Here is a 22,946-nt window from a genome sequence, read left to right as displayed (position 1 = left end):
CGACTTATGTCAGTTTTGAAAAATACATATTTTGAGGGAGGTCATCGTCTGAAAAAGATAAGGAAATTTCCAATTTTATGTATGGTAGTAGGCAGCCTGGCAGGTGGTTTAGTTCTTTCAGGATGTTCGTCAGAAAGTAAAGATAAGGCTTTAAAAGACTCAGATATAACACTTATAACGAATGTTCTTCCATATGGAGAGGTAGGAGCTACTGTCGTTTGTGATTTTGGAGATACAATAGATAGCTCAAAATTAACAAAAGATAGTTTTGAAGTTGAGGTGGAAGTGAATGGGAAACCTCAAAATAGAAAAATAACGAAAGTGTATACAAATAATAAAGCTGAAGTATCAGAGACTTCAAAAGACGGACAATACGTCGTGATTGAATTAGATGAAAATGATAAATATGCATCTACCTCAACATTTAATGAAGAAAAATTTTTAAGCACAAGAGATAATTTAGATTATAAGTTATCTCTTACGAAAGAAATTAAAACAAAAGAAGGTGCAACTTTTAAAGCATCTGAACAGAAAAAGAAAATTTCAAAAGTAGTTACTCCTATTGTAGATGATTTTAAAAAAGGCGTATATCAAGATGCATCTGGAAACAAAATGCAATACAGACTTTTTGAGCCTAAAAAAGAGCCTAACAAAAAATATCCACTAGTTTTATTTTTACATGGATCAGGTGAACGAGGAAATGACAACTATATGCAAGTCGTAGGAAATAAGGGTGCTGTAGCGTGGGCTAATCCAGAACAGCAAAAGAAAAACCCTGCATATGTGTTAGCTCCTCAGGTTAAAGCAGCTGAGACCCTTACAGCATATTGGACCGAGGAACCAAACTATACCACGATGTTTAATTTGCTAAAAGAAACCATCGATAAGTATGATATTGATAAAAATCGTATATATGTTGTTGGTATGTCCAATGGTGGAATTGGGACTTGGAATGTTATTAAGAAGAACCCAAATCTTTTCGCAGCTGCTGTTCCGATTTGTGGAATAGGAGATTTGCCAGGAAATAAGCTTGTTAGTGAATATGAACCATTACAAGATACTTCAGTATTCAAGAACATTAAAGATATGCCAATTTGGGTCTTTCATGCAGAAGATGATCCGCTGGTTGATGTGAGATATAGCAGAGACGCTGTACGAGCTATTAAAGAACTAGGCGGTTCTTTGGTCAAATATACAGAATATCCAACTGGTGTCGTTAAACCAATGGGACACTTTTCTTGGGTGCCGGCATTACAGGATACAGAGATGATAAATTGGTTGTTTAATCAGTCAAAATAGCTGGTTACATAAATTCATTAGGAGATAATCATTCTATAACTGATAATGCTTATAAGGAGATTATGCGATGAATAAAAAAATAGTATCGTTTTGTTTAGTAGCTTCTTTGACAGTTTCCTTGTTTGGATGTTCGTCTAATAAGACAGAGCAAGTTAAGAATAAAAAAGAAGAAAAATCAGTTGAGTTTTATTTAGTAAGACATGGAAAGACGATGTTAAATACAACTGATAGAGTACAAGGTTGGGCAGACGCACCTCTAACAAAGGATGGTGTTGCGGTAGCGGAGTACCTTGGAAAAGGTTTGAAAGACATTAACTTTGAAAAGGCATATAGTAGCGATAGTGGACGAGCAATAGAGACAGCTAAAATTGTACTAGATAAAAGTGGAAATAAAGATATGAATATCAATCAAAGTAAAAATTTGCGGGAAGCGTGTTTTGGTGAGTTTGAAGGGGAGTTAAATCATACGTTTCGTGAAAAACTTGCGCAAGCTAATAATATGACCCTTGAAGAGTCTATGAACAATTTTGATGTTGATATTATGCAAAAAACTGCAGCAAAGATCGATAAGAGTAAACAGGCTGAAGATACGGAAACAGTTACAAAAAGAATGCAAAAAGAAGTTGATCAAATTGCAGAAGAAGTAGCAGAAGATGGCGGTGGGAAAGTTCTTGTCGTATCACATGGTACATCATTAATGGACCTGTTATACGCAATATCTCCTGAATCCTTAAATGAAGTTGAAGAAGGATTAGGAAATGCAAGTGTTTCAAAAGTTGTGTATAAAGACGGGAAATATAAAGTTCAATCTGTAAATGATATGAGCTATGTGGAAAAAGGAAAAAAATAGATGAATTAAAAGTCAGAAATATTGGAGGTAATTATGAAATTGTTAGAAGGGACAAAAAACGGACTAGAACGAATCATCACACCACTAACAAATTATCTCGGAAATAGTAAAGTAGTAAATGCTATTACATCAGGGATGATGATGACAATTCCTGTTACGATCGGCGTTACATTATTTGCTATTTTAGGTAATCTACCATTTGAAGGTTGGAAAGAGTTTTTAATTCAAATTGGTTTATATACGCATATGCAAGACATGATTAGTGCGACATTAAGTTTGCTAGCGGTTTATATGGTTGTCATTATCGCTTACTCTTATGTGAAAGAGGAAGGCATGAATGGAATGACGGCCGCTGTTATAGCATTAGGTAGTTTCTTATGCTTAATGCCAATGTCGATTAAGGTTGGAGAAGAACAAATTCCAGCTATTTTAAATCAGTATTTAGGTAGTGATGGAATATTCGTTGCCATGTTTGTCGGTGTTTTTACTGGTAAATTGTACTGTGCATTAAAAAGAAAAAATATTGGAGTAAAATTACCGGAATCGGTACCACCTATGGTAGCTGATGCGATTAACCCTGTGTTTATTTCAATCATCATTTTCACTATTATATTCTTTATTAGAGTAATATTTGGCTTTACTCCATATGAAAATATTTTTAACTTTGTGAGTCAAGTAATTTCGTTACCTGTAAAAGTCATCGGATCGTCTGTATGGTCAGTTATTGCTATCTTTACATTCATGAATATATGTTGGTTCTTCGGGCTACACCCAGCACCAATTATAAATGTATGGTATAGTGCGACAGCTCCGTTATTTACGGCAGCTATTACAGCTTTTGCTTCGGGAACACCTTTTGCAGAAATCCCTTACTTAGCATTTACTTTAATGCATTTTGCAGTTGCCATTGGTGGAACAGGAAATACGTTAGGTTTAGCAATAAATCTACTATTTGCGAAATCGGAGCAATACAAATCACTTGGGAAAATCGGTATCGTCCCAAATATCTTTAATATTAATGAGCCGATTGTATTTGGATTACCGCTTGTGCTGAATCCAATCTACTTTATTCCATTAGTAGCATCTTCAATAGTTGGCGGCTTAATCTGTGTTGTATTCCTTAAAATTACGGGGATTTTATCTAACTTTAACCCACTTATCGAATTACCATGGGTAACACCAGCGCCATTTGCAGCTTATATTTCTGGCGGTTGGTTACTATTCATCATGACTGTTTTAATTATTATCTCTCAAATTCTACTATACTATCCGTTCTTTAAAATGGGAGATAAGAAAGCTTATGAGGCAGAACAAGCAGCACAACAACAATAATAATGTATTCCTCAAAAGTCCGATTATTGTGGGCTAGTAATCAGTGGGTATGAACAACACCTCACTTATTATTATTTTGATTTATAAAAATAAAAAAATGTTAGGAGAATTGTTATGGAACAAAATGAATTAGTAGTATTTCAAATTATATCAGCAGTAGGTAGCGCACGATCTTCGTATATCGAAGCGATTCAAGAAGCAAAAATGGGTAACTTTGAACAAGCAAGACAATTAATGAATGAAGGTAGTGAAACATTTATTGAAGGCCATAGAGCACATGCTGGATTGATTAGTAAAGAAGCAGCAGGTGAAAAAGTAGAAGTAAGCTTATTGTTAGCGCACGCAGAAGATCAGTTAATGAGTGCAGAAGGATTTAAAATCATTGCAGAAGAGCTTATAAGTGTTTATGAAACATTTTTAGTGAAACAAAATTAATAGAAATAAACGATAACAATACTATTTTTGAAAGGGAAAGGTAAATATGCTCAATACTACATTTAAAAAAGACTTTTTATGGGGCGCTTCCACAAGTGCCTATCAAGTAGAAGGTGCCTATAAAGAAGATGGAAAAGGCCTTTCTGTTCAAGATGTGAAAGTTATTCCTGAAGGTACATCAGATTTCAAAGTTTGTAGTGATCATTATCATCATTTTAAAGAAGATATAAAGCTTTTTTCTGAATTAGGATTGAAAGTATATCGTTTTTCTATAGCTTGGACTCGAATTCTTCCAAATGGAACTGGAGAAGTGAATGAAAAAGGTATTGCGTTTTATAGTGATCTTATTGATGAATTGCTGAAGTATGATATCGTACCGTTAGTAACGATGTATCATTTTGATTTACCATATGAATTAGAGAAAAAGGGTGGCTGGAGTAACCGAGCTACCATCGATGCTTTTGTTAAGTATTGTGAAATTCTATTTGATCGATTTGGAGATAGGGTAAAGAATTGGTTAACAATTAATGAGCAGAATATGATGATTTTACACGGCGGGGCTATTGGTACATCTGTATTATCTCAAAAAGAGTTATATCAACAAAATCATCATATGTTGTTAGCGGAGGCAAAGGTGACAAACTTATGCCATAAGATGATACATGATGCAAAAATAGGTCCAGCTCCAAATATTAGTTATGTGTATCCGAAAACATGTAAGCCGAATGATATAATTGCAGCGCAAAATTGTAACGCAATTCGTAACTGGTTATACCTTGATATGGCTGTATATGGACGATATAACAATATCGCTTGGAATTTCATGAAAAGTAAAAACATCGAACCAGAAATTTTAGAGGGAGATATGGAGATTCTATCTAGTTCTAAACCAGACTATATTGCCTTTAATTATTATTCTTCTATTACTGTTAGTGAGTACGATGAGAACTTTGTAATTGATGAAGCTGGTGATCAACAAATTGAAGTAGGTGAAGAAGGATTCTTCATGGGTGATGATAATGAATTTCTAGAGTTAACTGATTTCGGTTGGGAGATTGATCCGATTGGCTTCCGAGCTACATTAAGAGAAGTAAATGATCGTTATAACTTGCCAATTATCGTTACAGAGAATGGAATAGGTGCTTATGACAAAGTAGATGAAAATGGGTCAGTGCAAGATCATTACCGAATTGATTATTTGAAAAAACATATTGAACAGATGGAATTGGCAATTGCAGACGGAGTCGATGTAATTGGTTACTGCCCTTGGGCTGCAATTGATTTAATTTCTACGCATCAAGGTTTCAGAAAAAGATATGGTTTTATTTATATAAATCGTGATGAAGACGATTTAAAAGATTTAAAAAGAATAAAGAAACAAAGCTTCTATTGGTATAAAGAAGTTATTTCATCAAATGGAAAAGAACGATAACATATAGTTTCGAATTTCACATCATAGAGTGCGCGCCTCAAGAAAAAATTATTTACTTTGAGGTGCGCGCTTTTTATATGTAAAATAACTATACCGTTCGCTTGATAAGGTATAAAGCCGTTTGAATTAGAATGAATACCCTTAAAATGTATGAAAGAAATATATGTATTTCCTACATTATGTACATACAAAAACTTTTTGGATATAGATATAATTTATTTACAGAATATTCAAAAAGTAACTCGAGGGGGTAAAAGAATGTCAATTCAAACAATTGGTATTGTCGGTGCAGGATCTATGGGTTCTGGCATTGCAAATTTAGCTGCATTACACGGATTTACAGTTATTTTACATGATATTGAAGAGCGTTATTTAGATAGTGCAATGCAACGTATGAATGGTTTTATGACGAAAAGTGTTACGAGAGGAAAAATGTCGGAAGAGGATAAACAAGAGGCGCTTAATCGTATTCAAATGACTACAAATTTAGAAAGTATGAAAGATGCGGATGTAATTATTGAAGCAGTGTTAGAAAAATTAGAGTTGAAGAGAGAAGTGTTTGCAGCACTGGATCGCATAGTTCCTGAAGGAGTTATACTTGCGACAAATACTTCATCTATGTCAATAACAGAAATTGCGTCAGCGACGAATCGTCCAGAGCGAGTAGCAGGTATGCACTTCTTTAATCCGGCACAACTTATGAAACTTGTAGAAGTTGTTCGAGGCTATAAAACGAGTGATGAAACAGTGGAAGAATTGAAAGCGTTATCTAAAAAGCTTTCGAAAGAACCAGTTGAAGTAAAGAAAGATTCACCTGGATTTATTGTAAATCGAATTATGATTCCGCAATTTATTGAAGCAATTAAATTGCTTGAAGATGGGGTTGCGTCTGCAGAAGATATTGATAAGGCTGTTACACTGGGACTCAATTATCCGATGGGGCCGTTTACACTACAAGATTTTGCAGGCGTAGACATTGGCTATCACGTGATGGAGTACTTCAAAGAAGAATTAAATAATGATCAATACGCGCCGCCGCTTCTTTTAAAACAACTAGTTAGAGCAGGTAGACACGGCAAAAAAACAGGTGCAGGTTTTTATGATTATGAATAAAGAATGGGGGATTAAGTTATGAATTATGAATTTTTAATTTGTGATATTGAAAATAAAGTTGCGATCGTTACGATTAATCGACCACCTGTAAATCCGTTGAATACACAAGTATTTCATGAACTTTCTGATCTATTTGGTGCACTAGAGGCGAATGAAGAAGTACGAGTAATCGTTCTTACAGGAAGTGGAAGGAAAGCATTTGTCGCAGGCGCTGATATTAATGAAATGGCAGCACTTGATCTTGTCGGTGTAAACAAAATGAATAAAACCTCACGCACGGTATTTAGCAAAATTGAAAATATGTCAAAACCAGTTATTGCTGCAATAAATGGATTAGCTCTTGGTGGTGGTTTTGAACTTGCACTCGCATGTGACTTACGTATCTGCTCGGATCAAGCAAAATTCGCTTTTCCAGAAGTAGGACTCGGAATTATTCCTGGAGGCGGAGGAACACAGCGTCTACAAAAGATTGTCGGCCAAGGTGTAGCGAAAGAATTACTTTACTTCGGAGATATGTTTGATGCAGAGCGTGCTTTCGATTTACATATTGTTAACAAAGTAGTACCTGCGGAAGAGTTATTTGAGTTTGCAAAGGAATGGGCATATAAATTGGCAAAAAAACCACCAGTAGCACTTCAAATGTTAAAAACGGCAGTAAATGTAGGAAGTAACGCTGATCTTGAAACAGGCTTAATCATTGAAAGTACCTGTTTTGGAAATGCTTTCGCAACAGAGGATCGTAAAGAAGGATTACAAGCATTCGTTGAAAAAAGAAAACCAGTTTATTTAGGGAAATAATGAGGTGAAAAGGATATGAAAGAAATTGTTTTATTAGAGGGAGCGAGGACTCCGTTTGCTGAAATTTCGGGATCATTTCGGGGGATGAATGCAACAGAATTAGGGGCAATTGCCGCTAAGGAAGCCATACGAAAAGCTTCAATATCTGCTGAAGATATTGATCAAGTTGTATTTGGTAACGTTCAGCAATCTAGTAAAGACGCACATTTATTGGCGAGGCATGTTGGTTTAAAAGCCGGAGCGCCTATTCATGTCCCTGCTTTGACGATCAATCGACTTTGCGGAACGGGTGTTGAATCTATTTTAACGGCTGCTCGTTATATACTTAGCGGAGAAGCAGAAGTTGCACTTGCAGGTGGAACGGAGAACATGAGCCAAGTGCCGCACGTAATACCCGGAATGAGATGGGGAAGCCCGCTCGGTGGTCCAGCTATAGAAGATTGGTTATGGGATGGTCTTTATGATACGTACGGCAAATGTACGATGGGAGAAACAGCTGAAAACTTGGCTGCAAAATATAACGTAACGAGGGAAGAAGTAGATCGGCATGCACTTTCTAGTCATGAGCGCGCTCTTTTGGCAAGAGAGAAAGGGTATTTAAAAGAAGAAATTGTTCCTGTAACGGTGAAAGGAAGAAAAGGAGAACAGGTAATTGAAGAAGATGAGCATATCCGTCATACGAGTTTAGAAAAATTAGCAAAGTTAAAGCCACGCTTTGTGGAGAATGGTGTAGTGACTCCTGGAAGTGCAAGCGGCATGGTGGATGGTGCAGCAGCAGTTGTTTTAGCATCTAGTGACTTTGCAAAGGATAGAGGATTACAACCGATTGCTAAGCTCGTTTCTTGGGCTGTTGTTGGAGTGGAACCGAAGTATATGGGAATCGGACCGGTTCCAGCTATTCAAAGTGCATTAGAAAAAGCGAATTTAACTTTAGAAGACTTAGATTTGATTGAAATTAATGAAGCATTCTCTGCGCAGTACTTAGCTTGTCAAAAAGAATTAGGATTCGACCTTGATAAGGCAAATGTAAATGGTGGAGCAATTGCGATAGGCCATCCACTTGCTGCGAGTGGAACGAGAATTTCTCTATCCTTAATTTATGAATTAAGAAGAAGAAATAAAAAATATGGAGTATCGGCTGTTTGTATTGGCGGAGGTCAAGGAATTGCAGCGATTTGGGAAGCGTTGTACTAGAGAAAAAACCAGGAAGAGTCCTTCCTGGTTTTAGCTACATCGTTTCTCATGTTATCAGTATGTGATGAGAGATTTGGGCTAGTTGGTAAGAAGATAGAAAGTGAGTGAGACAATGAAAAAGGATAAAAACTTATTATCGGTGTATGAGCTGTTAGAAACGGTTACTGCAACTTACGGTGAAAAAGAAGCAATATATGATGTAACGAGGCGAATTACATACAAACAATTGAAACAGGAAGTAGATTGTTTAGCTACGGCATTTAAGAGACTAGGAGTAGGTAAAGCAGACCGTATCGCCGTATCGCTACCAAATTGGTCCGAAACAGTAGTTATCTATTTTGCAGCTGCGAAATTAGGAGCGATAATCGTTCCATTTAACCCTAAATATAAATCATATGAAATTGAATATATATTGGAAAGTTCAGCTCCAAAGCTATTAATAGCTTCAGGGGAATTTGAAAAGAATTTTGGATTTGAAAAAGTTTTTAACAAGGTACGAAAGGTTATTACAGTACGGTTTTCGCAAGAAAATTACTGTTCATATGAGCAGTTAATGCGTACGGAAACAATGAATATTGAACCAGTAAATATAAATGTGAATGAAGATTTATTTTGTATATTATATACGTCAGGGACGACGGGAACTCCAAAAGGTGTAATGGTTACACACCGTGCTGTTGTACAATCTGCGCAAACGATAGGGATAGAGCTGCATTGTACACAAGAGGATGTATTTATTATTTCAGCACCACTATTTCATATTTTCGGTATGGCAATTAATATGCTTTGCGCAGTAGCGATGGGAGGAAGGATCATATTACAAGAAAAATTCCACCCGCGAAAAACTTTACAATTAATTGAACAAGAAAAGGTAACTATTCAAAAAGGTGTACCAACTATGTTTATAAAGGAACTAGAGTTAGAGGACTTTGATAAATATGATTTATCTTCATTACGTGCCGGGTTAGTTGGTGCAGCACCTATATCAGTAAAAACAGTGACGGAGATTCGAGAACGGATGGGCATTAACCTTTGCCAATCATTTGGGATAACTGAAACGGTTTCGATTACGATGACCTCGTATGATGATACAAAGCAGAATATAACAGAAACTCTCGGGAAGGCAATCCCAGGAGTAACATTGAAAATTGTAGATGAAAATAGAGTAGCGCTCCCGCCTGGGGAAGTGGGAGAAATCGCAGTTAAGGGATTTGGAGTAATGAAAGGTTATTATAATATGCCTGAACAGACAAAGCAGGTTTTAGATAATGAAGATTGGTATTATTCAGGAGATTTAGGCACACTTGATTCTCAAGGATATTTAAGATTTGTAGGAAGAAAGAAAGAGATGATTATAAGGGGTGGACTTAACGTTTATCCTCAGGAAATTGAAGCAGTTATTATGAAACATCCAAAAGTAATCGAAGCAGCTGTTATAGGACTTCCAGATAAAGTGCTAGGGGAAGTTGCTTGTGCAGTCATACGGTTAAAGAACGGGGTAGTAAGTACGGAAGAAGAAATAAAACTCTATCTTAAAGAGAGAATGGCAATTTATAAACTACCAGAGAAAGTGATCTTTACAGAGGAATTTCCTGTCACAGCAAGTGGGAAAATTCAAAAATTGAAATTGAAAGAACAAGTATCTTCCAATATTAGTCCGACAATTTAATAGATAGGGGTGAAGAAATAATGGAAGAGTATACTTTTCAAGTGAGATGGGGAGATACAGATGCGGCAGGCATTGTGTATTATCCGAATTTTTATAAATGGATGGATGAAGCAACTCATGAATATTTTAAAAAAATTGGCTTTCCTTCAGTTGAACTTTACGAAGAACAACAAATTGGTTTGCCATTACTAGAAGCAAAATGTCAATTTAAGTCACCTCTTCGTTTTGAAGATCAAGTAGTTGTGAAAAGTACTGTAAAAGAATTGCATAATAAAGTTTTTACAATCCAGCATGTTTTTGTAAAAGGGGAACAGGTTGTGGCAGAAGGTTATGAAACTCGTGCATGGACTTCTTTTAAAGAAAAAGTGAAAGCGCAACCGATACCTGGATATATTCGGCAGAAGATGATGCCAGAGATAAAAACTGTAGAAAGTTAAGAAGTACGAGTAAGGATACCGTAACGAGAAATTGTTAATAAGGGGGAGATAGTGATGGGAAAAGAAAAAAAGTATGATGCCATAGTAGTTGGGGCGGGACCAGTCGGGCTTGTAGCAGGACTTGCATTACAAAAGAAGGGGATATCAACTTTAGTAATTGAGGCAGATTCATTCGGAAGACCACGCCCGGGAAGTAGAGCAATCTATTTGCATAGTGCTTCGTTAAAACTACTGGAAGAGACTTCAGAAGGTCTCGGTTTCGCGCTTGCACATAACGGAATAATTTGGCCTGTAAAACGAACATTTTATAAAGGGAAAGAAGTATATGTAAGAGATTACGGTAAGGATGAAAACCTTAAGTTTAACCGATTACCTCATTTCGCAGCTCTTCATCAAGATGAAATTGAAAAACATATGTATGAGGCGTGTATAAAAGAAGGTGTTGAATTCCTTTGGGATGCCCCGGTCAAGAAGTTACACATTACAGATTCTGGAGTAGAACTAACAATCACAAATGACGAAATATTAAAGGCGCAGTATGTAATTGGATGTGATGGAGCACGTTCCATCGTAAGAGAAGAAGCTGGATTAACGTTTGAAGGCCCACGTACAGCAGATACTTTTATAGTCGTGGATGCAAAAGAAGATGAAACAGATCCACTTCCTTTAGAAAGAATATTCCATTATCAGCATCCAGCTATGGAAGGAAGAAATGTAATGTTTGTTCCGTTTAAAGGCGGGTGGCGTATCGATTTACAACTGCTTGAATCAGATAATCCAGATGATTATACAAATATTGAAAGTGTAAAGACATGGTTGCCGACAGTCATGGATGCTAAATATGCGGAGAGAATTACGTGGGTGTCTTCTTATCGTTTCCATCAAGTAGTGGCAAATTCGTTTACTGACGAAAAACGTCGTGTTCTTCTAGCTGGAGAAGCAGCACACTTATTTGCCCCATTCGGAGCACGTGGATTAAATTCTGGTATTCCAGATGCTGTTCTTGCTGCAAGAGGAATTGAGAAAGCACTACATTCTCATTCTGAAGAAGAGCGAGTAGAAGCAATTGAAGCAGCTGCAAAAGAACGCCGAATTGCAGCGCAGTGGAACCGCGATGCATCAACTACAGCACTTCATCATCTTCAAGGGAGTTCTCCTGAAATGAAACTAAAACGAGATATTGCTGCTTCATTAGTATCTATCGTGCCAAGGCTAGGCAGATGGCTTGATGAGGGACCGTACGGACCAAAATTCGGACCTCCTGAACTGACGACAAAATATTAAAATTATAAAAAATTGGATAAGTAATGTGAAAGGAGCGATAAGAAATGGCTTTGTCTCAATTCATAAATGAAGAAAAGTATGGTTCTTATGTGCGTTCTACAAATGGAATGATTGAGCGGTTCATGACGATGAACTGGTATAGCGACATTGGAAAGCAAAATGTAGAGGCTGAGAAAAAAATAGATCAATTTATGCGTGCTCTACACATTAGTGAATATGAAATGAAATGGATTTCAAGAAACCAATTAAGTGAGACAATTGAACGAATTTCATTTGAGGATAATGATTTATGGGGGACGCTAGCAGAAGTACCGGATCAGTTGAAAGAAAAAATTATAAGTGTAGGTAACGAAAAACTTCTTATAGATGTTGTAGATAAAGTGCCAGAAGCAATTTTTCATGGTGTTTATAAAGAAGCGTTCAAACATTTCAGTGAGGAAAAAGTAGTGAAATTTCTAGTTGGGCATGCGATGTATATAAGTACTGTTGCATGTGCTGCTGAATTAGCTGAAGAAAAAAATGTGTTTCTGCCAATAGTAGAGTTATTAGAATTGGGACATATACCAATTGGTCCAGAGCGAAATACTTTTTATCTTTTATAACAAAAAGTGGGGCGGGAAAGTTATACGCTATCATTGTTCTCGATTATTTGAGACGGTAGAACTTTCAATTATTTAGAGGAAAGGGAGATTACTATGAAACTTGTTACTTTTACACATAATGGAGAAACGAGAGTTGCAGCTTTAGAAAACGGGAATTTGATTGATTTACATGCTGCTTATAAAGCAAAACTGACAAGTGAGGGAAACCTTCGGGCCACTCAAATTGCAGAGGCGTATATACCAAAGGATATGAATGGGTTTTTACAAGGTGGATCAGAAAGTATGAATCTAGCAAAAGAAGCGATCGATTATGCACTTATGAAAAACCATAAAGAAAAATTGGTATTTGAAGAAGGTGAAGTGAAGATTGAGGCTCCAGTACCTTCGCCAGGAAAAATTATATGTGTAGGTCACAATTATCGTGAACATATTTTGGAAATGAAACGAGAATTACCTGCTTTTCCGGTTATCTTTGCAAAGTTTGCGAATACAGTAGTCGGTCCGCAAGATGATATTCCATTTTATCCAATTTCAGAACAATTAGATTATGAAGCTGAATTTGCTTTTGTAATTGGAAAGCGTGCTCGTAATATTTCAGAAGAAGATGCCCTCCAATATGTAGCTGGTTACACAATTGTAAATGATATTACTTATCGTGATATTCAGCGCCGTACAATTCAATGGCTTCAAGGGAAGACTGTTGAAGGAAGTGCTCCAATGGGACCATGGTTAATTACTTCAGATGAATTAAAGAACCCATCTGGTTTGGAAATTGTATTAACGGTAAATGGAGAGAAACGTCAACAGTCTAATACTGCTAATTTAGTATTCTCGGTACAATATCTCGTTTCGTTTTTATCCGGTCTAATGACACTAGAGCCAGGGGACGTCATTTTAACAGGTACGCCAGGTGGTGTAGGAGTTGCACGTAATCCGCAAGTATTTCTTAAAGATGGGGATATCGTTCGAATCGAAGTTGATGGAGTAGGTGTACTAGAAAATAAAGTGAGACAAAAGTTAGAGGTGCCAGTACTATGACGAAAAACTTACAAGTCCACGCGACCGAGTCTATTCATGAATCAATCAATAAGATAAAAACGATTGTTAAGCCTTTACCAGAGGAAATCATCTACTGGAAACCTTCAGAAGATGAATGGTCAATTATGCAGATCATTACACATGTAGCGGAATCTATTCCGTATTGGGCGAAAGAAATTAGCAATATTAAAGTAAATCATGAAAATTTATGGGGGCGTGGTTTAACAGATGAAGTGCGCCTGCAAGCAGTTTCAGAAGAGAATATTCGTAAGCAATCTATAGAAGAAGTCATTCAGCAAATTTCTTTAATACCACTCACTATAGAAAATGTACTAAGCACATTAACAGACGACGAGTTGAATATTCAGGCTCCAAGTCGTAATCCTCGTTTTAATAATAAGTCGATTGATTTTATTGTGAATCACCTCATCGTAGAACATACAGAAAAGCATTATAAACAAATCGAGCGGAATTTAAGTAAGTTTAATGAACGATAAAGGAGGCAAATAAAATGGCGGAAAAAAATGCTTTTTTTGAAAGTGACCTTGTACAAGATTTCAATCGTGATATCGAACAATACCATCTTGGCCCGCTATGGAACGCAATCCCAGATTTAATGAAACATACACCGGAACCTCATGCACAAGCATACCTTTGGAAATCTGAATTGCTCCAAAAAAAGTTAACGGAAGCAACGCAAATATTTACACCAGACCGAGGGGGAGAACGCCGGGCCATCTACTTACAAAACCCGGGACTTAATTATAGAAAACCGTGGGGATGGGCATCGACTACACAAACGTTATATGCAGCGGTTCAATTAATACAACCCGGTGAAACTGCTCCATCACACAGACATGTCCAGAATGCTTTGAGATTTGTCATGGAAGGAGAAGGAGCATATTCAATTGTTCAAGGAGAACGTATTTTCATGGAACGGGGTGACTTCTTAACAACGCCAAATGGCCTTTGGCATGGACATGGTCATACAGGTGACAAACCGATGATTTGGATGGATTGCCTTGATATTCCGACCATTTATTATCTTGGCGGTACGTTCTTCGAGCCATATCCAGAAAAAATTGAACAGCCTAATGTGCCGGACAATTATACTGCTCAGCGTTATGAAGGCGGAATGGTTCGACCAATTTCGGACCGATATGTAAAGAAAGCTCCACTTAGTTCTTATAAATGGGCAGGGACGGAAGTGGCGCTTAATGGACTAAGTCGTTTTGAACCAGATGCATACGATGGTTATGCGGTTGAATATATAAATCCATCGAATGGTGAAACAGCGTGTCCAACGATTGCAGCTTGGATGCAAAAATTACCGAAGGGATTCAAAGGAAAAGCGCATCGCCATACACATGCATCAATCTATCATGTGCATGAAGGATCAGGATATACGATAATTAATGGCGTTCGCTTCGACTGGTCTAAAGGAGATTTCTTTGTCGTACCAAACTGGGCATGGCACGAACACGTTGCACTAGAAAATAGTTATGTATTTTCAACAAATGATCTTCCTATTTTAGAAAAATTCGGGTTAGAGCGGAAACAGGAATATGAGAACAATAATGGATATCAAACAATCACTGGAGAGTTTGAACCAGCGTTACCATAATATGATTTGCAAAAAAGAAGCGCCCACATTTCATGCTAGTGGACGCTTTTTGTTATTAATATGTTCTAATAAGCCTTCAACACATGAAGCAAATAATCTTTTCGGTTCAGCGGATTATAATCAACACGTTTTCGAGTAGGGAAGGGAGCCATAAGTTTTGTGAAACCAGCTGGCCTCGTTGTAAATATGCCTTCTCCTTCTGTAAATGAATGTAGTATTCGTTTGAAACTCTCTGTTTTCGCAACAGGTAATGATCCTGCTAATTGGTAAGAATCATTATATAATATAGGCTCTGCAAAAGTTGCTGGAATAGCAGCGAGCTTATACATTGCGGTACTAATTGCCTGCTCCGGTACAGTTAATGCAAACTCATTAACTGGTTCATATACATATGTTTCAGCTTTTTTTAAAGCATCCATTAAAACGAGCGGTGTTAAGTTTCTAAAGTCACTCGCTGTTGTAACAGGGCTAGCATAACCGGTATGTGTAAGTGTGACGGAAATGTCCGTAACTTCCCATCCGTATAAACCTTGTTTTAACGTTTGAAATACTGTATCTTCAATTGCTTTATGAAATGCTAAAGGCAATGAACCAAGCTCAACACCTAAGTTATACGTTATGCCAGAGTTAAGTTCACCACGTTCAATTTTAAAACCAATTGTTGCGTAAAATGGATTCGCTTTTTCACCCATTACTTCAATGCTATTACCTACGCCAATTGGTTTCTCAATACATACAACTCGTGTATTTGAAAAAGTAACCTGCAAATTATATTTCTCATAAAGTGTAGTTTCAATCACTTCTTTTTGTACTTCACCGAATAGGCGAATGTATAGTTCGTTATGAACATCGTCTTTCCACACTTTAATGAGTGGATCTTCTTCACATAGTTCGATAAGTGCAGCGTATAAATCGTGAATTCGTTCTTTTGGTATTGCATCAATGGCTGCTTCCATTTGTGGTTCGGCAAAGTGAATATCTTTTATATAATCCGTACGTTCGCCGATAATATCACCAATTTTTATATCATTCAGTCCCCACACTTTGCAAAATTCTCCGCTAGGAACGATAGTAGATTGAACAGCATTTCCCTTATGAAACATACACATTTTTTTAATCTTTTCCTTATGTGGTAGAGACTCATTGCGTTGTATATCCACATATTTTCTAACGTGTAAACTACCTGAAAAAAGTCTTATATAAGCAACCTTTTCTCCAGAAGGTTCACGTTCAATTTTAAAAACAATACCGGATAATGGTTCCTCTTGTGCCGATGTAAGAGCTGGCATTAGGGCCGGAAGTTTTTCAAGTATTTCAGTTACTCCTATACCTGTCATTGCTGAACCGAAAAAGATTGGATACACATTTGCTTGCTGTATTTGTTTTTCGAGTTCTTCTCTTAATAATACGTCCGGTACGATTTCGTTATTTACATATGACGCAAGTAACGATTCCTTATATGGTGCTAACAGTTCCATACAATCGTCATATGATTTGTATTCAATGATCCGGGCTTCTTTCGTTCCTTCGTTTAGAACAGAGTAGAAGGGGAATGCTTCATTTGAAAGAACCTCTTTTATTTGTTTCATAACTTTTTCAGTGTTTGCGCCACTACGATCAATTTTATTAACGAATAAAATAGTCGGTATGTTTAGTTTCTGTAACGTTCGCATTAAAATTTTTGTTTGTGCTTGCACGCCTTCAACGGCAGAGATAACTAAAATCGCACCGTCTAGAACGCGGAATGATCGCTCCACTTCAGCGATAAAATCAGCGTGTCCAGGTGTATCAATGACATTTACTTTTACATCATCAATAAAGAAAGAAACGACAGATGCTTTAATCGTAATTCCGCGTTGTCTTTCTAATTTCATTGAGTCAGTTTGTGTATTACCACTATCTACTCGGCCAATTTCTTTAATCACATTCGTTTCATAAAGAATACGCTCAGTCAAACTCGTCTTGCCAGCGTCTACGTGCGCGACAATCCCTATATTTATTGTTGTCATATATCAATATCCTCATTTCATTTTCCATTTTCATTTCCTCATTTCTATTTGTGTATTGCCGCATTACAATCACTCTCCAGTCATTTAAATTATTACTATTATAATGTAATTTACATTTTTTGTAACGCTGCAAAGCGCCTTAATTTGGAAAAATAAAAATGAAAACAAAAAGCTTGCAATCTAAATCGATATAGATTATATTAATTGACATATCAACTATTGATACATCAAACGTTTTTGTTTTGATTGTAAAGGAGGGATAGTTTGACAAGTTCATGCTCAAAAGAAGCGATTATTTTATATAAATTACACTTTCTAAATAAAGAAGTAAGTTCGAAATTTGAAGGGTGTACGGGTATGAGCCAATCTCGTTTAGAGCTTATACTTCAGTTATATGAAGTAGGTGAAATTAGTCAAAAAGCACTTCAACAAGAAGTGAATATTGATAATGCGGCGATTACGAGGCATTTAAAGCAGCTTGAGGCTAATGAAATGATTGTAAGACGTAAAAATCCAGATGATAACAGAATTACGTTAGTTTCTCTTACTGAAGAGGGACGAAATAAAATTCAGGCGTTTCAAGAGGAAAAAGAACGTTTTGCAGCATCTGCATTTAAAGGATTAAGTGAGGAAGAACGCGATAATCTTTTAAATATGTTAAATCACATTCAAGAAAATATAAAAGAATTATAAAAAAGGGAGAATACAACTATGACTAACTCAGTAAAAACAAATGATTTTAACGAAATTTTAACAGGACGTCGTTCAATTCGTAAGTACGATCCTTCAGTGAAAATTAGCAAAGAAGAAATGACAGAAATTCTTACAGAAGCAACACTTGCACCATCTTCAGTAAACATGCAACCATGGAGATTTTTAGTGATTGAAAGTGACGAAGCGAAAGCAACACTTGCACCGCTTGCGAAATTCAATCAATCACAAGTAGAAACATCTTCAGCGATGATCGCTTTATTTGGTGACTTAAACAACTTTGATAACGCAGAAGAAATTTATGGTACAGCAGTAGAGTGTGGACTTATGCCAGCTGAAGTAAAAGAAGATCAAATGAAAAAACTTTCAGCTTATTTCTCAATGGTTACACCAGAAGTAATGAAAGACACAGTACTAATTGACGGTGGTCTTGTAGCAATGCAATTTATGCTAGCAGCTCGTGCTCACGGCTATGACACTTGTCCAATTGGTGGTTTTGAGAAAGATCAAATCGCAGAAGCTTTCGGACTAGATAAAGACCGTCACGTACCAGTTATGCTAATTTCAATCGGAAAAGCTGCTGACAGTGGTTACCAATCAGTACGTCTTCCAGTTGAAAAAGTTGCAGAGTGGAAGTAATTTTAAAGAAATAAGTGGAATATGAAAGGGGAAACACCATGATTATTATTCACGCAATATTTCAAGTAGATCCAGCAAAACAACAATCATTTTTAGAAGAAATTCAGCCACTACTTCATGGTTCAAGAGAAGAAAGTGGAAATGTATCTTATGATCTTTATAAAGATACGGAAAAAGAAAATGTATATACGATGGTAGAAGTATGGAAAGATGAAGCATCCGTTGCGAGTCATAATACGAGTGAACACTTCACATCTTTCGTTAGTAAAGCATCACAGTTTTTAACTGCTCCACTTAATATAAAAGCTTATAATGGAGAGTTAGTAAAATAATATGGTTGGAAAAGATGACTTTAGCGTATTGCTGTAGTCATCTTTTTTATATCAATGATTCGTGATACAGATCAAAGAAAAAATAAAATTGTTTCAAATGAGCAAAATAGTTATACCAGATTGTAGTGTGCTAATTAAAGGTACCAGAAAAGGAGTGCAAAAGGTGTCTAAATTCACATAATGCAGGTGTATCCAAGGAGAGTGAAAGAAAGAATTTTCGCAACTATTTAACTGTTACATGATTTGATGCGAATTTCATTTTGTATAGTTTCCATCGTTTTTGATTCTTTTTATAACGTATTAAAATTTGTATTGAAAATTGTAAGTTCTAGAAGTATCATATACATATTCAAACATTTGAAGATGTATATGATACTTTTTTAAGTTTTAGTCAAAATAAATACTAGAGGTGTTTAAATGGGAACTGAAATGCAACAATTTAAAGCTGATTTTTTTAAAGCCTTATCGCACCCTTTACGAATAGGTATTTTAGAAGTTTTATCAGAAGGTGAAAAAAGTGTAAATGAAATTCAAAGTATTCTTAATAAGGAAGGTTCAGCTGTCTCTCAACAGTTAAGTTTGCTACGTGCTAAAAATATTGTTGTTGGCACCAAAGATGGAAAACGAGTTTTATATTCTCTTCGGGACCCTATGATAATAAATTTACTGGTAGTTGCACGGAAAATTTTTAACAACCATTTAATCGATACGATTTCAATGTTAGAAGAGCTAGATGAAACAGAAGGCGAAACGATAGTTACGGAGGTGTAGGTTGAGCATTGAAGTTAAGAAAGAAGATATTATCCAGCATGGGATTGATATATTTCGCTCAATAGGAGCTTATCACGTTTGTAATGTTTGTATTAACAGTGGGAATTCTTGTTGTTTTTCATGCCAGGATCTACAAGATGGCGTTGGATGTCAAAAAAGAAATACTGCTTGTACAGCTTGGTTATGTGGAATCCAAGGTTTTTTATTTGATCAAATAGGATTATTGGATGAATGGAATCATTTTTGGATTGAAATTCCAGGTAAAATGTTTCGTAGAGATACTACTCCAGATAAGATAAGGATTACATCGTTTATAGACACAAAGAAGCTAGATAGTCGAGCTGGGGAACTTCTAGCGGTAAGATTGGAATCATATGTACAACAAGGTGGAGATATCGGTGAATTAGAGCGTCATTTAAGTAAAACGTATAGTAAATATTAGGATGGCGTTTTCTTTTGTGAAAATCTCTTTTATAAGGGAACGAGAAATACATTTGTAATCTAGATTTATTAAGAATAGAAAAGAAGGGTTTATAATGAGAGGGTTATTTACAGGAAGGTTTGAAGGATATTCATTGGGGCATTTGCAAAAGGATCTTCTTGCGGGAGTGATTGTTGGAGTTGTTGCGATTCCACTTGCTATGTCTTTTGCAATAGCCTCTGGTGTTAAGCCAGAGTATGGAATTTATACAACATGTATTGCAGGGATACTCATTTCTCTATTTGGTGGTTCAAAGTATCAAATTGGAGGACCTACAGGTGCTTTTGTTCCAATTCTTTTAGGAATTGTCATTACCTATGGATACGAAGATTTACTACTTGCTGGTTTATTAGCTGGAATTATTTTATGTCTTATGGGAATTTTTAAACTAGGGTCTTTAATAAAGTTTATTCCGCGTCCTGTAACAATTGGCTTTACGTCAGGAATCGCTGTCATTATCTTTACAGGACAAATTGCTAGTTTTTTAGGTCTTACAGGTATAAAAAAACATGAGGAATTTATAGCAAATCTGCAAGAAATCTTTACGCATATCAGTACTACGAATTTTTACAGTGTAATAACTGCTTTGATTTGTTTTCTTGTCATACTCATAACACCAAAGATTTTGCCAAAAGTACCAGGTTCATTGGTGGGTATTATGGTTTCCACTATAATTGCAACTGTATTTTTCTCAGATCATATACTTACTATTGGTACAGCATATGGTACGATTCCTAGTACACTTCCTCAGTTTGGTATACCAGAAATTACGGTAGAGCGTATAAAACAGTTAATTGGCCCTGCATTTGTTATTGCGATGCTTGGTGGTATTGAATCTCTTTTATCCGCCGTCGTAGCAGATGGTATGACGAATAGTAAACACAATAGTAATAAAGAACTTATCGGTCAAGGAATTGCTAATATTGTTACACCATTATTTGGAGGTATTCCGGCAACTGGAGCAATTGCCCGCACAGCAACCAATATTAGGAGCGGAGCTGTATCACCGATGTCTGGTGTTATTCATGGGGGATTTGTATTATTCACGCTTTTATTGTTAGCCCCATATGCTTCACATATTCCGCTTGCTAGTATGGCTCCAATATTAATGGTGGTAGCATGGAATATGAGCGAACGAAAACATTTTATGCACATACTTAAAATGAAGACAGGGGATTCTCTTGTATTACTTGTAACATTTCTACTGACTGTATTTACAAGTTTGACAACAGCTGTGGAAATCGGACTTATTTTAGCTGTTATTTTATTTACAAAACGTATGAGCAACATGCTTGTTATATCTAAAGTGCTTCCAGATCACACAAGAAAGAACGAGAAATTGTTGCCACATGTGGTAAATAAAGCTCACGATTGTCCACAAATCAGCATTTACACAATAGAAGGACCATTATTCTTTGGAGCTGCTCAAACATTTGAACAAAACATTCTAGCGACCATTCATTATAAACCAAAAGTTTTAATTTTGCGTATGGGAAAAGTTCCTTTTATTGATACAACAGGAGAATCCTATTTTAGGAATATTGTTCAGCATTTCAAAAAGCAAGGTGGCGTAATTCTTGTTTCAGGAATTCAATCAGAGCTAAAAACAACTCTAGATAAGAATGGATTATACGCGGAGATTGGCGAAGAAAACTTTTTTGATCATACAGGGGAAGCAATCAACTGTGCTTTAAGACAGTTGAATACAAACAAATGTCTAGGATGTAAGCACTTTGCTTTTCATGAATGCACGGAGCTGGCTCAGCAATCTCAGGATATGAATGCAATAAAGAATAAAGCAAATGCATTAGATTAGTGAACTACTCGTCACTTAGCAAAGCTTGAAGTGGAAGCTTCTCAGTTCCACGACGAAAGTAACCTTTCATCTCCCTGAGCGTTACTTCGGGGCATTCCAGCCCTAGTTGTCCAACGTTTGAAGCTCTCTTTATACGGTTGATATTTTACGCAGGAACCGAATGGCTTGGTTTTCGTACTTTATTTTCTTCCTGCAACCTTCTATATCAAGTTATCAAAGAACTTTATATAGTTAGATTATCAAAAGTTTTTGGCTATGCTGATCCGAAAGAATTCGTTAAATTTTAACTATAAAATTACTATTCTTATGAAATTATAAAAAGAAATTTTTAAAAACTATATAATTAATAATAAATGGAGGAATTTAAAATATGTCTAATTTACCTAATTGTCCAAAATGTAATTCAGAGTACACTTACGAAGATGGGGATTTTTTTGTTTGCCCAGAATGTGCCTATGAGTGGACTTTAGAATTAGAAACTGAAAATAGTGAAGATACAAAGATGATTAAAGATACAAATGGAAATATCTTGAACGATGGTGATTCTGTAACAGTTATCAAAGATCTTAAAGTAAAAGGAACTTCATCAGTTGTAAAAATCGGTACAAAAGTGAAAAACATCCGTTTAGTTGAGGGTGACCATGATATTGATTGTAAAATTGATGGTTTTGGAGCTATGAAATTAAAATCTGAATTTGTTAAAAAGGTTTAAATGTGAGATTCGTGTAACAGAAGTAACTTGATCTAATTATTTAAAGTCAATGGATGTGCAATACTTTTAAGATAGTAGAAGTTAACCATTTTTTATAATAGAAAGACCTCATTCAAAGATACTTATCAAGAATGAGGTCTTTCTATTTTTTGAACTTACCTTGAACATACTCGTATATTTTAAAAAATGATGCGAAATAAGCTGGGAGCATAAAAATGGGGATTTCTAAACGTAAGAAAATCAGTTTTTCATTTGATAATAATGTCTTAGCATGGGTTTTATATCATTTGTATGTTGGGACCTCAACTATAATCTTACTTAAGGATGTGGATTTCCATCAGTAGTCCACCTCAAAACTGATGCGTAAG

At 36.1% G+C, this 22,946-nt stretch carries 23 protein-coding genes; 22 read left to right on the top strand and 1 reads right to left on the bottom strand.

All coding sequences use genetic code 11. The features are described from left to right. Nucleotides 1-6: 6 nt before the first annotated feature. The 15 genes from ATN06_RS15285 to ATN06_RS15215 all read left to right on the top strand — a co-directional run bounded on the left by ATN06_RS15285 (nucleotide 7) and on the right by ATN06_RS15215 (nucleotide 15,107). Nucleotides 7-1,299, top strand: coding sequence for a prolyl oligopeptidase family serine peptidase (locus ATN06_RS15285; RefSeq protein WP_060631357.1), 1,293 nt, complete (start codon nucleotides 7-9; stop codon nucleotides 1,297-1,299). A gap of 67 nt (nucleotides 1,300-1,366) precedes the next feature. Then, nucleotides 1,367-2,149 carry a histidine phosphatase family protein gene (locus ATN06_RS15280; RefSeq protein ID WP_060631356.1) on the top strand — a complete coding sequence of 261 codons (783 nt, stop codon included), beginning with the start codon at nucleotides 1,367-1,369 and terminating at the stop codon, nucleotides 2,147-2,149. Between the two features lie 33 nt (nucleotides 2,150-2,182). After that, nucleotides 2,183-3,481, top strand: a complete 1,299-nt coding sequence (locus ATN06_RS15275) for a PTS sugar transporter subunit IIC (protein WP_060631355.1) — start codon at nucleotides 2,183-2,185, stop codon at nucleotides 3,479-3,481. A 114-nt stretch (nucleotides 3,482-3,595) separates the two neighbouring features. Next, a complete protein-coding gene (locus ATN06_RS15270) occupies nucleotides 3,596-3,916 on the top strand; it encodes a PTS sugar transporter subunit IIA (RefSeq protein ID WP_000437092.1) in 321 nt (106 codons plus the stop codon). 46 nt (nucleotides 3,917-3,962) lie between these two features. Then, nucleotides 3,963-5,348 (top strand): glycoside hydrolase family 1 protein, encoded by a 1,386-nt coding sequence (locus tag ATN06_RS15265; protein WP_060631354.1) that lies wholly within the window; start codon nucleotides 3,963-3,965, stop codon nucleotides 5,346-5,348. 258 nt (nucleotides 5,349-5,606) lie between these two features. Beyond that, a complete protein-coding gene (locus tag ATN06_RS15260) occupies nucleotides 5,607-6,461 on the top strand; it encodes a 3-hydroxyacyl-CoA dehydrogenase family protein (RefSeq protein ID WP_060631353.1) in 855 nt (284 codons plus the stop codon). Nucleotides 6,462-6,479: 18 nt separating this feature from the next. Further along, on the top strand, nucleotides 6,480-7,259 hold the full coding sequence (locus ATN06_RS15255) for an enoyl-CoA hydratase/isomerase family protein (protein ID WP_060631352.1): 780 nt from the start codon (nucleotides 6,480-6,482) through the stop codon (nucleotides 7,257-7,259). A 15-nt stretch (nucleotides 7,260-7,274) separates the two neighbouring features. Further along, nucleotides 7,275-8,453 (top strand): acetyl-CoA C-acetyltransferase, encoded by a 1,179-nt coding sequence (locus ATN06_RS15250; protein WP_060631351.1) that lies wholly within the window; start codon nucleotides 7,275-7,277, stop codon nucleotides 8,451-8,453. Between the two features lie 112 nt (nucleotides 8,454-8,565). Further along, entirely contained in the window at nucleotides 8,566-10,122 is a 1,557-nt protein-coding gene (locus ATN06_RS15245; RefSeq protein WP_060633145.1) for a class I adenylate-forming enzyme family protein, read from the top strand. A 20-nt stretch (nucleotides 10,123-10,142) separates the two neighbouring features. Beyond that, nucleotides 10,143-10,559 (top strand): acyl-CoA thioesterase, encoded by a 417-nt coding sequence (locus tag ATN06_RS15240; protein WP_060631350.1) that lies wholly within the window; start codon nucleotides 10,143-10,145, stop codon nucleotides 10,557-10,559. A 54-nt stretch (nucleotides 10,560-10,613) separates the two neighbouring features. Then, nucleotides 10,614-11,843, top strand: coding sequence for an FAD-dependent oxidoreductase (locus tag ATN06_RS15235; RefSeq protein ID WP_060631349.1), 1,230 nt, complete (start codon nucleotides 10,614-10,616; stop codon nucleotides 11,841-11,843). Between the two features lie 44 nt (nucleotides 11,844-11,887). Next, nucleotides 11,888-12,445: a hypothetical protein gene (locus ATN06_RS15230; RefSeq protein ID WP_060631348.1), complete on the top strand. Its 558-nt coding sequence runs from the start codon at nucleotides 11,888-11,890 to the stop codon at nucleotides 12,443-12,445. 93 nt (nucleotides 12,446-12,538) lie between these two features. Next, nucleotides 12,539-13,483, top strand: coding sequence for a fumarylacetoacetate hydrolase family protein (locus ATN06_RS15225; protein ID WP_060631347.1), 945 nt, complete (start codon nucleotides 12,539-12,541; stop codon nucleotides 13,481-13,483). Further along, nucleotides 13,480-13,980 carry a DinB family protein gene (locus ATN06_RS15220; protein ID WP_060631346.1) on the top strand — a complete coding sequence of 167 codons (501 nt, stop codon included), beginning with the start codon at nucleotides 13,480-13,482 and terminating at the stop codon, nucleotides 13,978-13,980. Before ATN06_RS15225 ends, ATN06_RS15220 begins: the two co-directional genes overlap by 4 nt. A 14-nt stretch (nucleotides 13,981-13,994) precedes the next feature. Continuing rightward, a complete protein-coding gene (locus ATN06_RS15215) occupies nucleotides 13,995-15,107 on the top strand; it encodes a cupin domain-containing protein (protein ID WP_060631345.1) in 1,113 nt (370 codons plus the stop codon). A 65-nt stretch (nucleotides 15,108-15,172) separates the two neighbouring features. On the opposite strand, the gene ATN06_RS15210 is transcribed toward ATN06_RS15215, so the two are convergent. Continuing rightward, entirely contained in the window at nucleotides 15,173-17,116 is a 1,944-nt protein-coding gene (locus tag ATN06_RS15210; RefSeq protein ID WP_060631344.1) for an elongation factor G, read from the bottom strand. 264 nt (nucleotides 17,117-17,380) lie between these two features. Here ATN06_RS15210 and ATN06_RS15205 point away from each other — a divergent pair, with 264 nt between their 5' ends. The 7 genes from ATN06_RS15205 to ATN06_RS15170 all read left to right on the top strand — a co-directional run bounded on the left by ATN06_RS15205 (nucleotide 17,381) and on the right by ATN06_RS15170 (nucleotide 22,578). Further along, the gene (locus ATN06_RS15205) at nucleotides 17,381-17,809 is read left to right on the top strand and encodes a MarR family winged helix-turn-helix transcriptional regulator (protein ID WP_000204172.1); all 429 of its coding nucleotides are present in this window, start codon (nucleotides 17,381-17,383) and stop codon (nucleotides 17,807-17,809) included. A gap of 18 nt (nucleotides 17,810-17,827) precedes the next feature. After that, the gene (locus tag ATN06_RS15200) at nucleotides 17,828-18,466 is read left to right on the top strand and encodes a nitroreductase family protein (protein ID WP_060631343.1); all 639 of its coding nucleotides are present in this window, start codon (nucleotides 17,828-17,830) and stop codon (nucleotides 18,464-18,466) included. 38 nt (nucleotides 18,467-18,504) lie between these two features. Continuing rightward, on the top strand, nucleotides 18,505-18,798 hold the full coding sequence (locus ATN06_RS15195; protein WP_060631342.1) for a putative quinol monooxygenase: 294 nt from the start codon (nucleotides 18,505-18,507) through the stop codon (nucleotides 18,796-18,798). 417 nt (nucleotides 18,799-19,215) lie between these two features. Then, nucleotides 19,216-19,569 carry an ArsR/SmtB family transcription factor gene (locus ATN06_RS15190; RefSeq protein WP_060631341.1) on the top strand — a complete coding sequence of 118 codons (354 nt, stop codon included), beginning with the start codon at nucleotides 19,216-19,218 and terminating at the stop codon, nucleotides 19,567-19,569. Between the two features lies 1 nt (nucleotide 19,570). Next, nucleotides 19,571-20,011 (top strand): hypothetical protein, encoded by a 441-nt coding sequence (locus tag ATN06_RS15185; RefSeq protein ID WP_060631340.1) that lies wholly within the window; start codon nucleotides 19,571-19,573, stop codon nucleotides 20,009-20,011. A gap of 94 nt (nucleotides 20,012-20,105) precedes the next feature. Continuing rightward, complete coding sequence (locus ATN06_RS15180) at nucleotides 20,106-21,866, top strand: SulP family inorganic anion transporter (RefSeq protein ID WP_060631339.1); 1,761 nt, start codon at nucleotides 20,106-20,108, stop codon at nucleotides 21,864-21,866. A gap of 370 nt (nucleotides 21,867-22,236) precedes the next feature. Continuing rightward, complete coding sequence (locus ATN06_RS15170) at nucleotides 22,237-22,578, top strand: zinc ribbon domain-containing protein YjdM (RefSeq protein ID WP_060631337.1); 342 nt, start codon at nucleotides 22,237-22,239, stop codon at nucleotides 22,576-22,578. Nucleotides 22,579-22,946 lie beyond the last annotated feature (368 nt).

Source organism: Bacillus thuringiensis, from assembly GCF_001455345.1.
Classification (GTDB): Bacteria; Bacillota; Bacilli; order Bacillales; family Bacillaceae_G; genus Bacillus_A; species Bacillus_A thuringiensis_N.
The sequence above is the reverse complement of the archived record's forward strand: the minus strand, read 5'-3'. Positions and strand labels throughout refer to the sequence as shown.

Excerpts from the sequence above, each read along its gene's own strand:
- ATN06_RS15285 (WP_060631357.1), top strand. The coding sequence starts at position 7 with ATGTCAGTTTTGAAAAATACATATTTTGAGGGAGGTCATCGTCTGAAA.
- ATN06_RS15280 (WP_060631356.1), top strand. The coding sequence starts at position 1,367 with ATGAATAAAAAAATAGTATCGTTTTGTTTAGTAGCTTCTTTGACAGTT.
- ATN06_RS15275 (WP_060631355.1), top strand. The coding sequence starts at position 2,183 with ATGAAATTGTTAGAAGGGACAAAAAACGGACTAGAACGAATCATCACA.
- ATN06_RS15270 (WP_000437092.1), top strand. The coding sequence starts at position 3,596 with ATGGAACAAAATGAATTAGTAGTATTTCAAATTATATCAGCAGTAGGT.
- ATN06_RS15265 (WP_060631354.1), top strand. The coding sequence starts at position 3,963 with ATGCTCAATACTACATTTAAAAAAGACTTTTTATGGGGCGCTTCCACA.
- ATN06_RS15260 (WP_060631353.1), top strand. The coding sequence starts at position 5,607 with ATGTCAATTCAAACAATTGGTATTGTCGGTGCAGGATCTATGGGTTCT.
- ATN06_RS15255 (WP_060631352.1), top strand. The coding sequence starts at position 6,480 with ATGAATTATGAATTTTTAATTTGTGATATTGAAAATAAAGTTGCGATC.
- ATN06_RS15250 (WP_060631351.1), top strand. The coding sequence starts at position 7,275 with ATGAAAGAAATTGTTTTATTAGAGGGAGCGAGGACTCCGTTTGCTGAA.
- ATN06_RS15245 (WP_060633145.1), top strand. The coding sequence starts at position 8,566 with ATGAAAAAGGATAAAAACTTATTATCGGTGTATGAGCTGTTAGAAACG.
- ATN06_RS15240 (WP_060631350.1), top strand. The coding sequence starts at position 10,143 with ATGGAAGAGTATACTTTTCAAGTGAGATGGGGAGATACAGATGCGGCA.
- ATN06_RS15235 (WP_060631349.1), top strand. The coding sequence starts at position 10,614 with ATGGGAAAAGAAAAAAAGTATGATGCCATAGTAGTTGGGGCGGGACCA.
- ATN06_RS15230 (WP_060631348.1), top strand. The coding sequence starts at position 11,888 with ATGGCTTTGTCTCAATTCATAAATGAAGAAAAGTATGGTTCTTATGTG.
- ATN06_RS15225 (WP_060631347.1), top strand. The coding sequence starts at position 12,539 with ATGAAACTTGTTACTTTTACACATAATGGAGAAACGAGAGTTGCAGCT.
- ATN06_RS15220 (WP_060631346.1), top strand. The coding sequence starts at position 13,480 with ATGACGAAAAACTTACAAGTCCACGCGACCGAGTCTATTCATGAATCA.
- ATN06_RS15215 (WP_060631345.1), top strand. The coding sequence starts at position 13,995 with ATGGCGGAAAAAAATGCTTTTTTTGAAAGTGACCTTGTACAAGATTTC.
- ATN06_RS15210 (WP_060631344.1), bottom strand. The coding sequence starts at position 17,116 with ATGACAACAATAAATATAGGGATTGTCGCGCACGTAGACGCTGGCAAG.
- ATN06_RS15200 (WP_060631343.1), top strand. The coding sequence starts at position 17,828 with ATGACTAACTCAGTAAAAACAAATGATTTTAACGAAATTTTAACAGGA.
- ATN06_RS15195 (WP_060631342.1), top strand. The coding sequence starts at position 18,505 with ATGATTATTATTCACGCAATATTTCAAGTAGATCCAGCAAAACAACAA.
- ATN06_RS15190 (WP_060631341.1), top strand. The coding sequence starts at position 19,216 with ATGGGAACTGAAATGCAACAATTTAAAGCTGATTTTTTTAAAGCCTTA.
- ATN06_RS15180 (WP_060631339.1), top strand. The coding sequence starts at position 20,106 with ATGAGAGGGTTATTTACAGGAAGGTTTGAAGGATATTCATTGGGGCAT.
- ATN06_RS15170 (WP_060631337.1), top strand. The coding sequence starts at position 22,237 with ATGTCTAATTTACCTAATTGTCCAAAATGTAATTCAGAGTACACTTAC.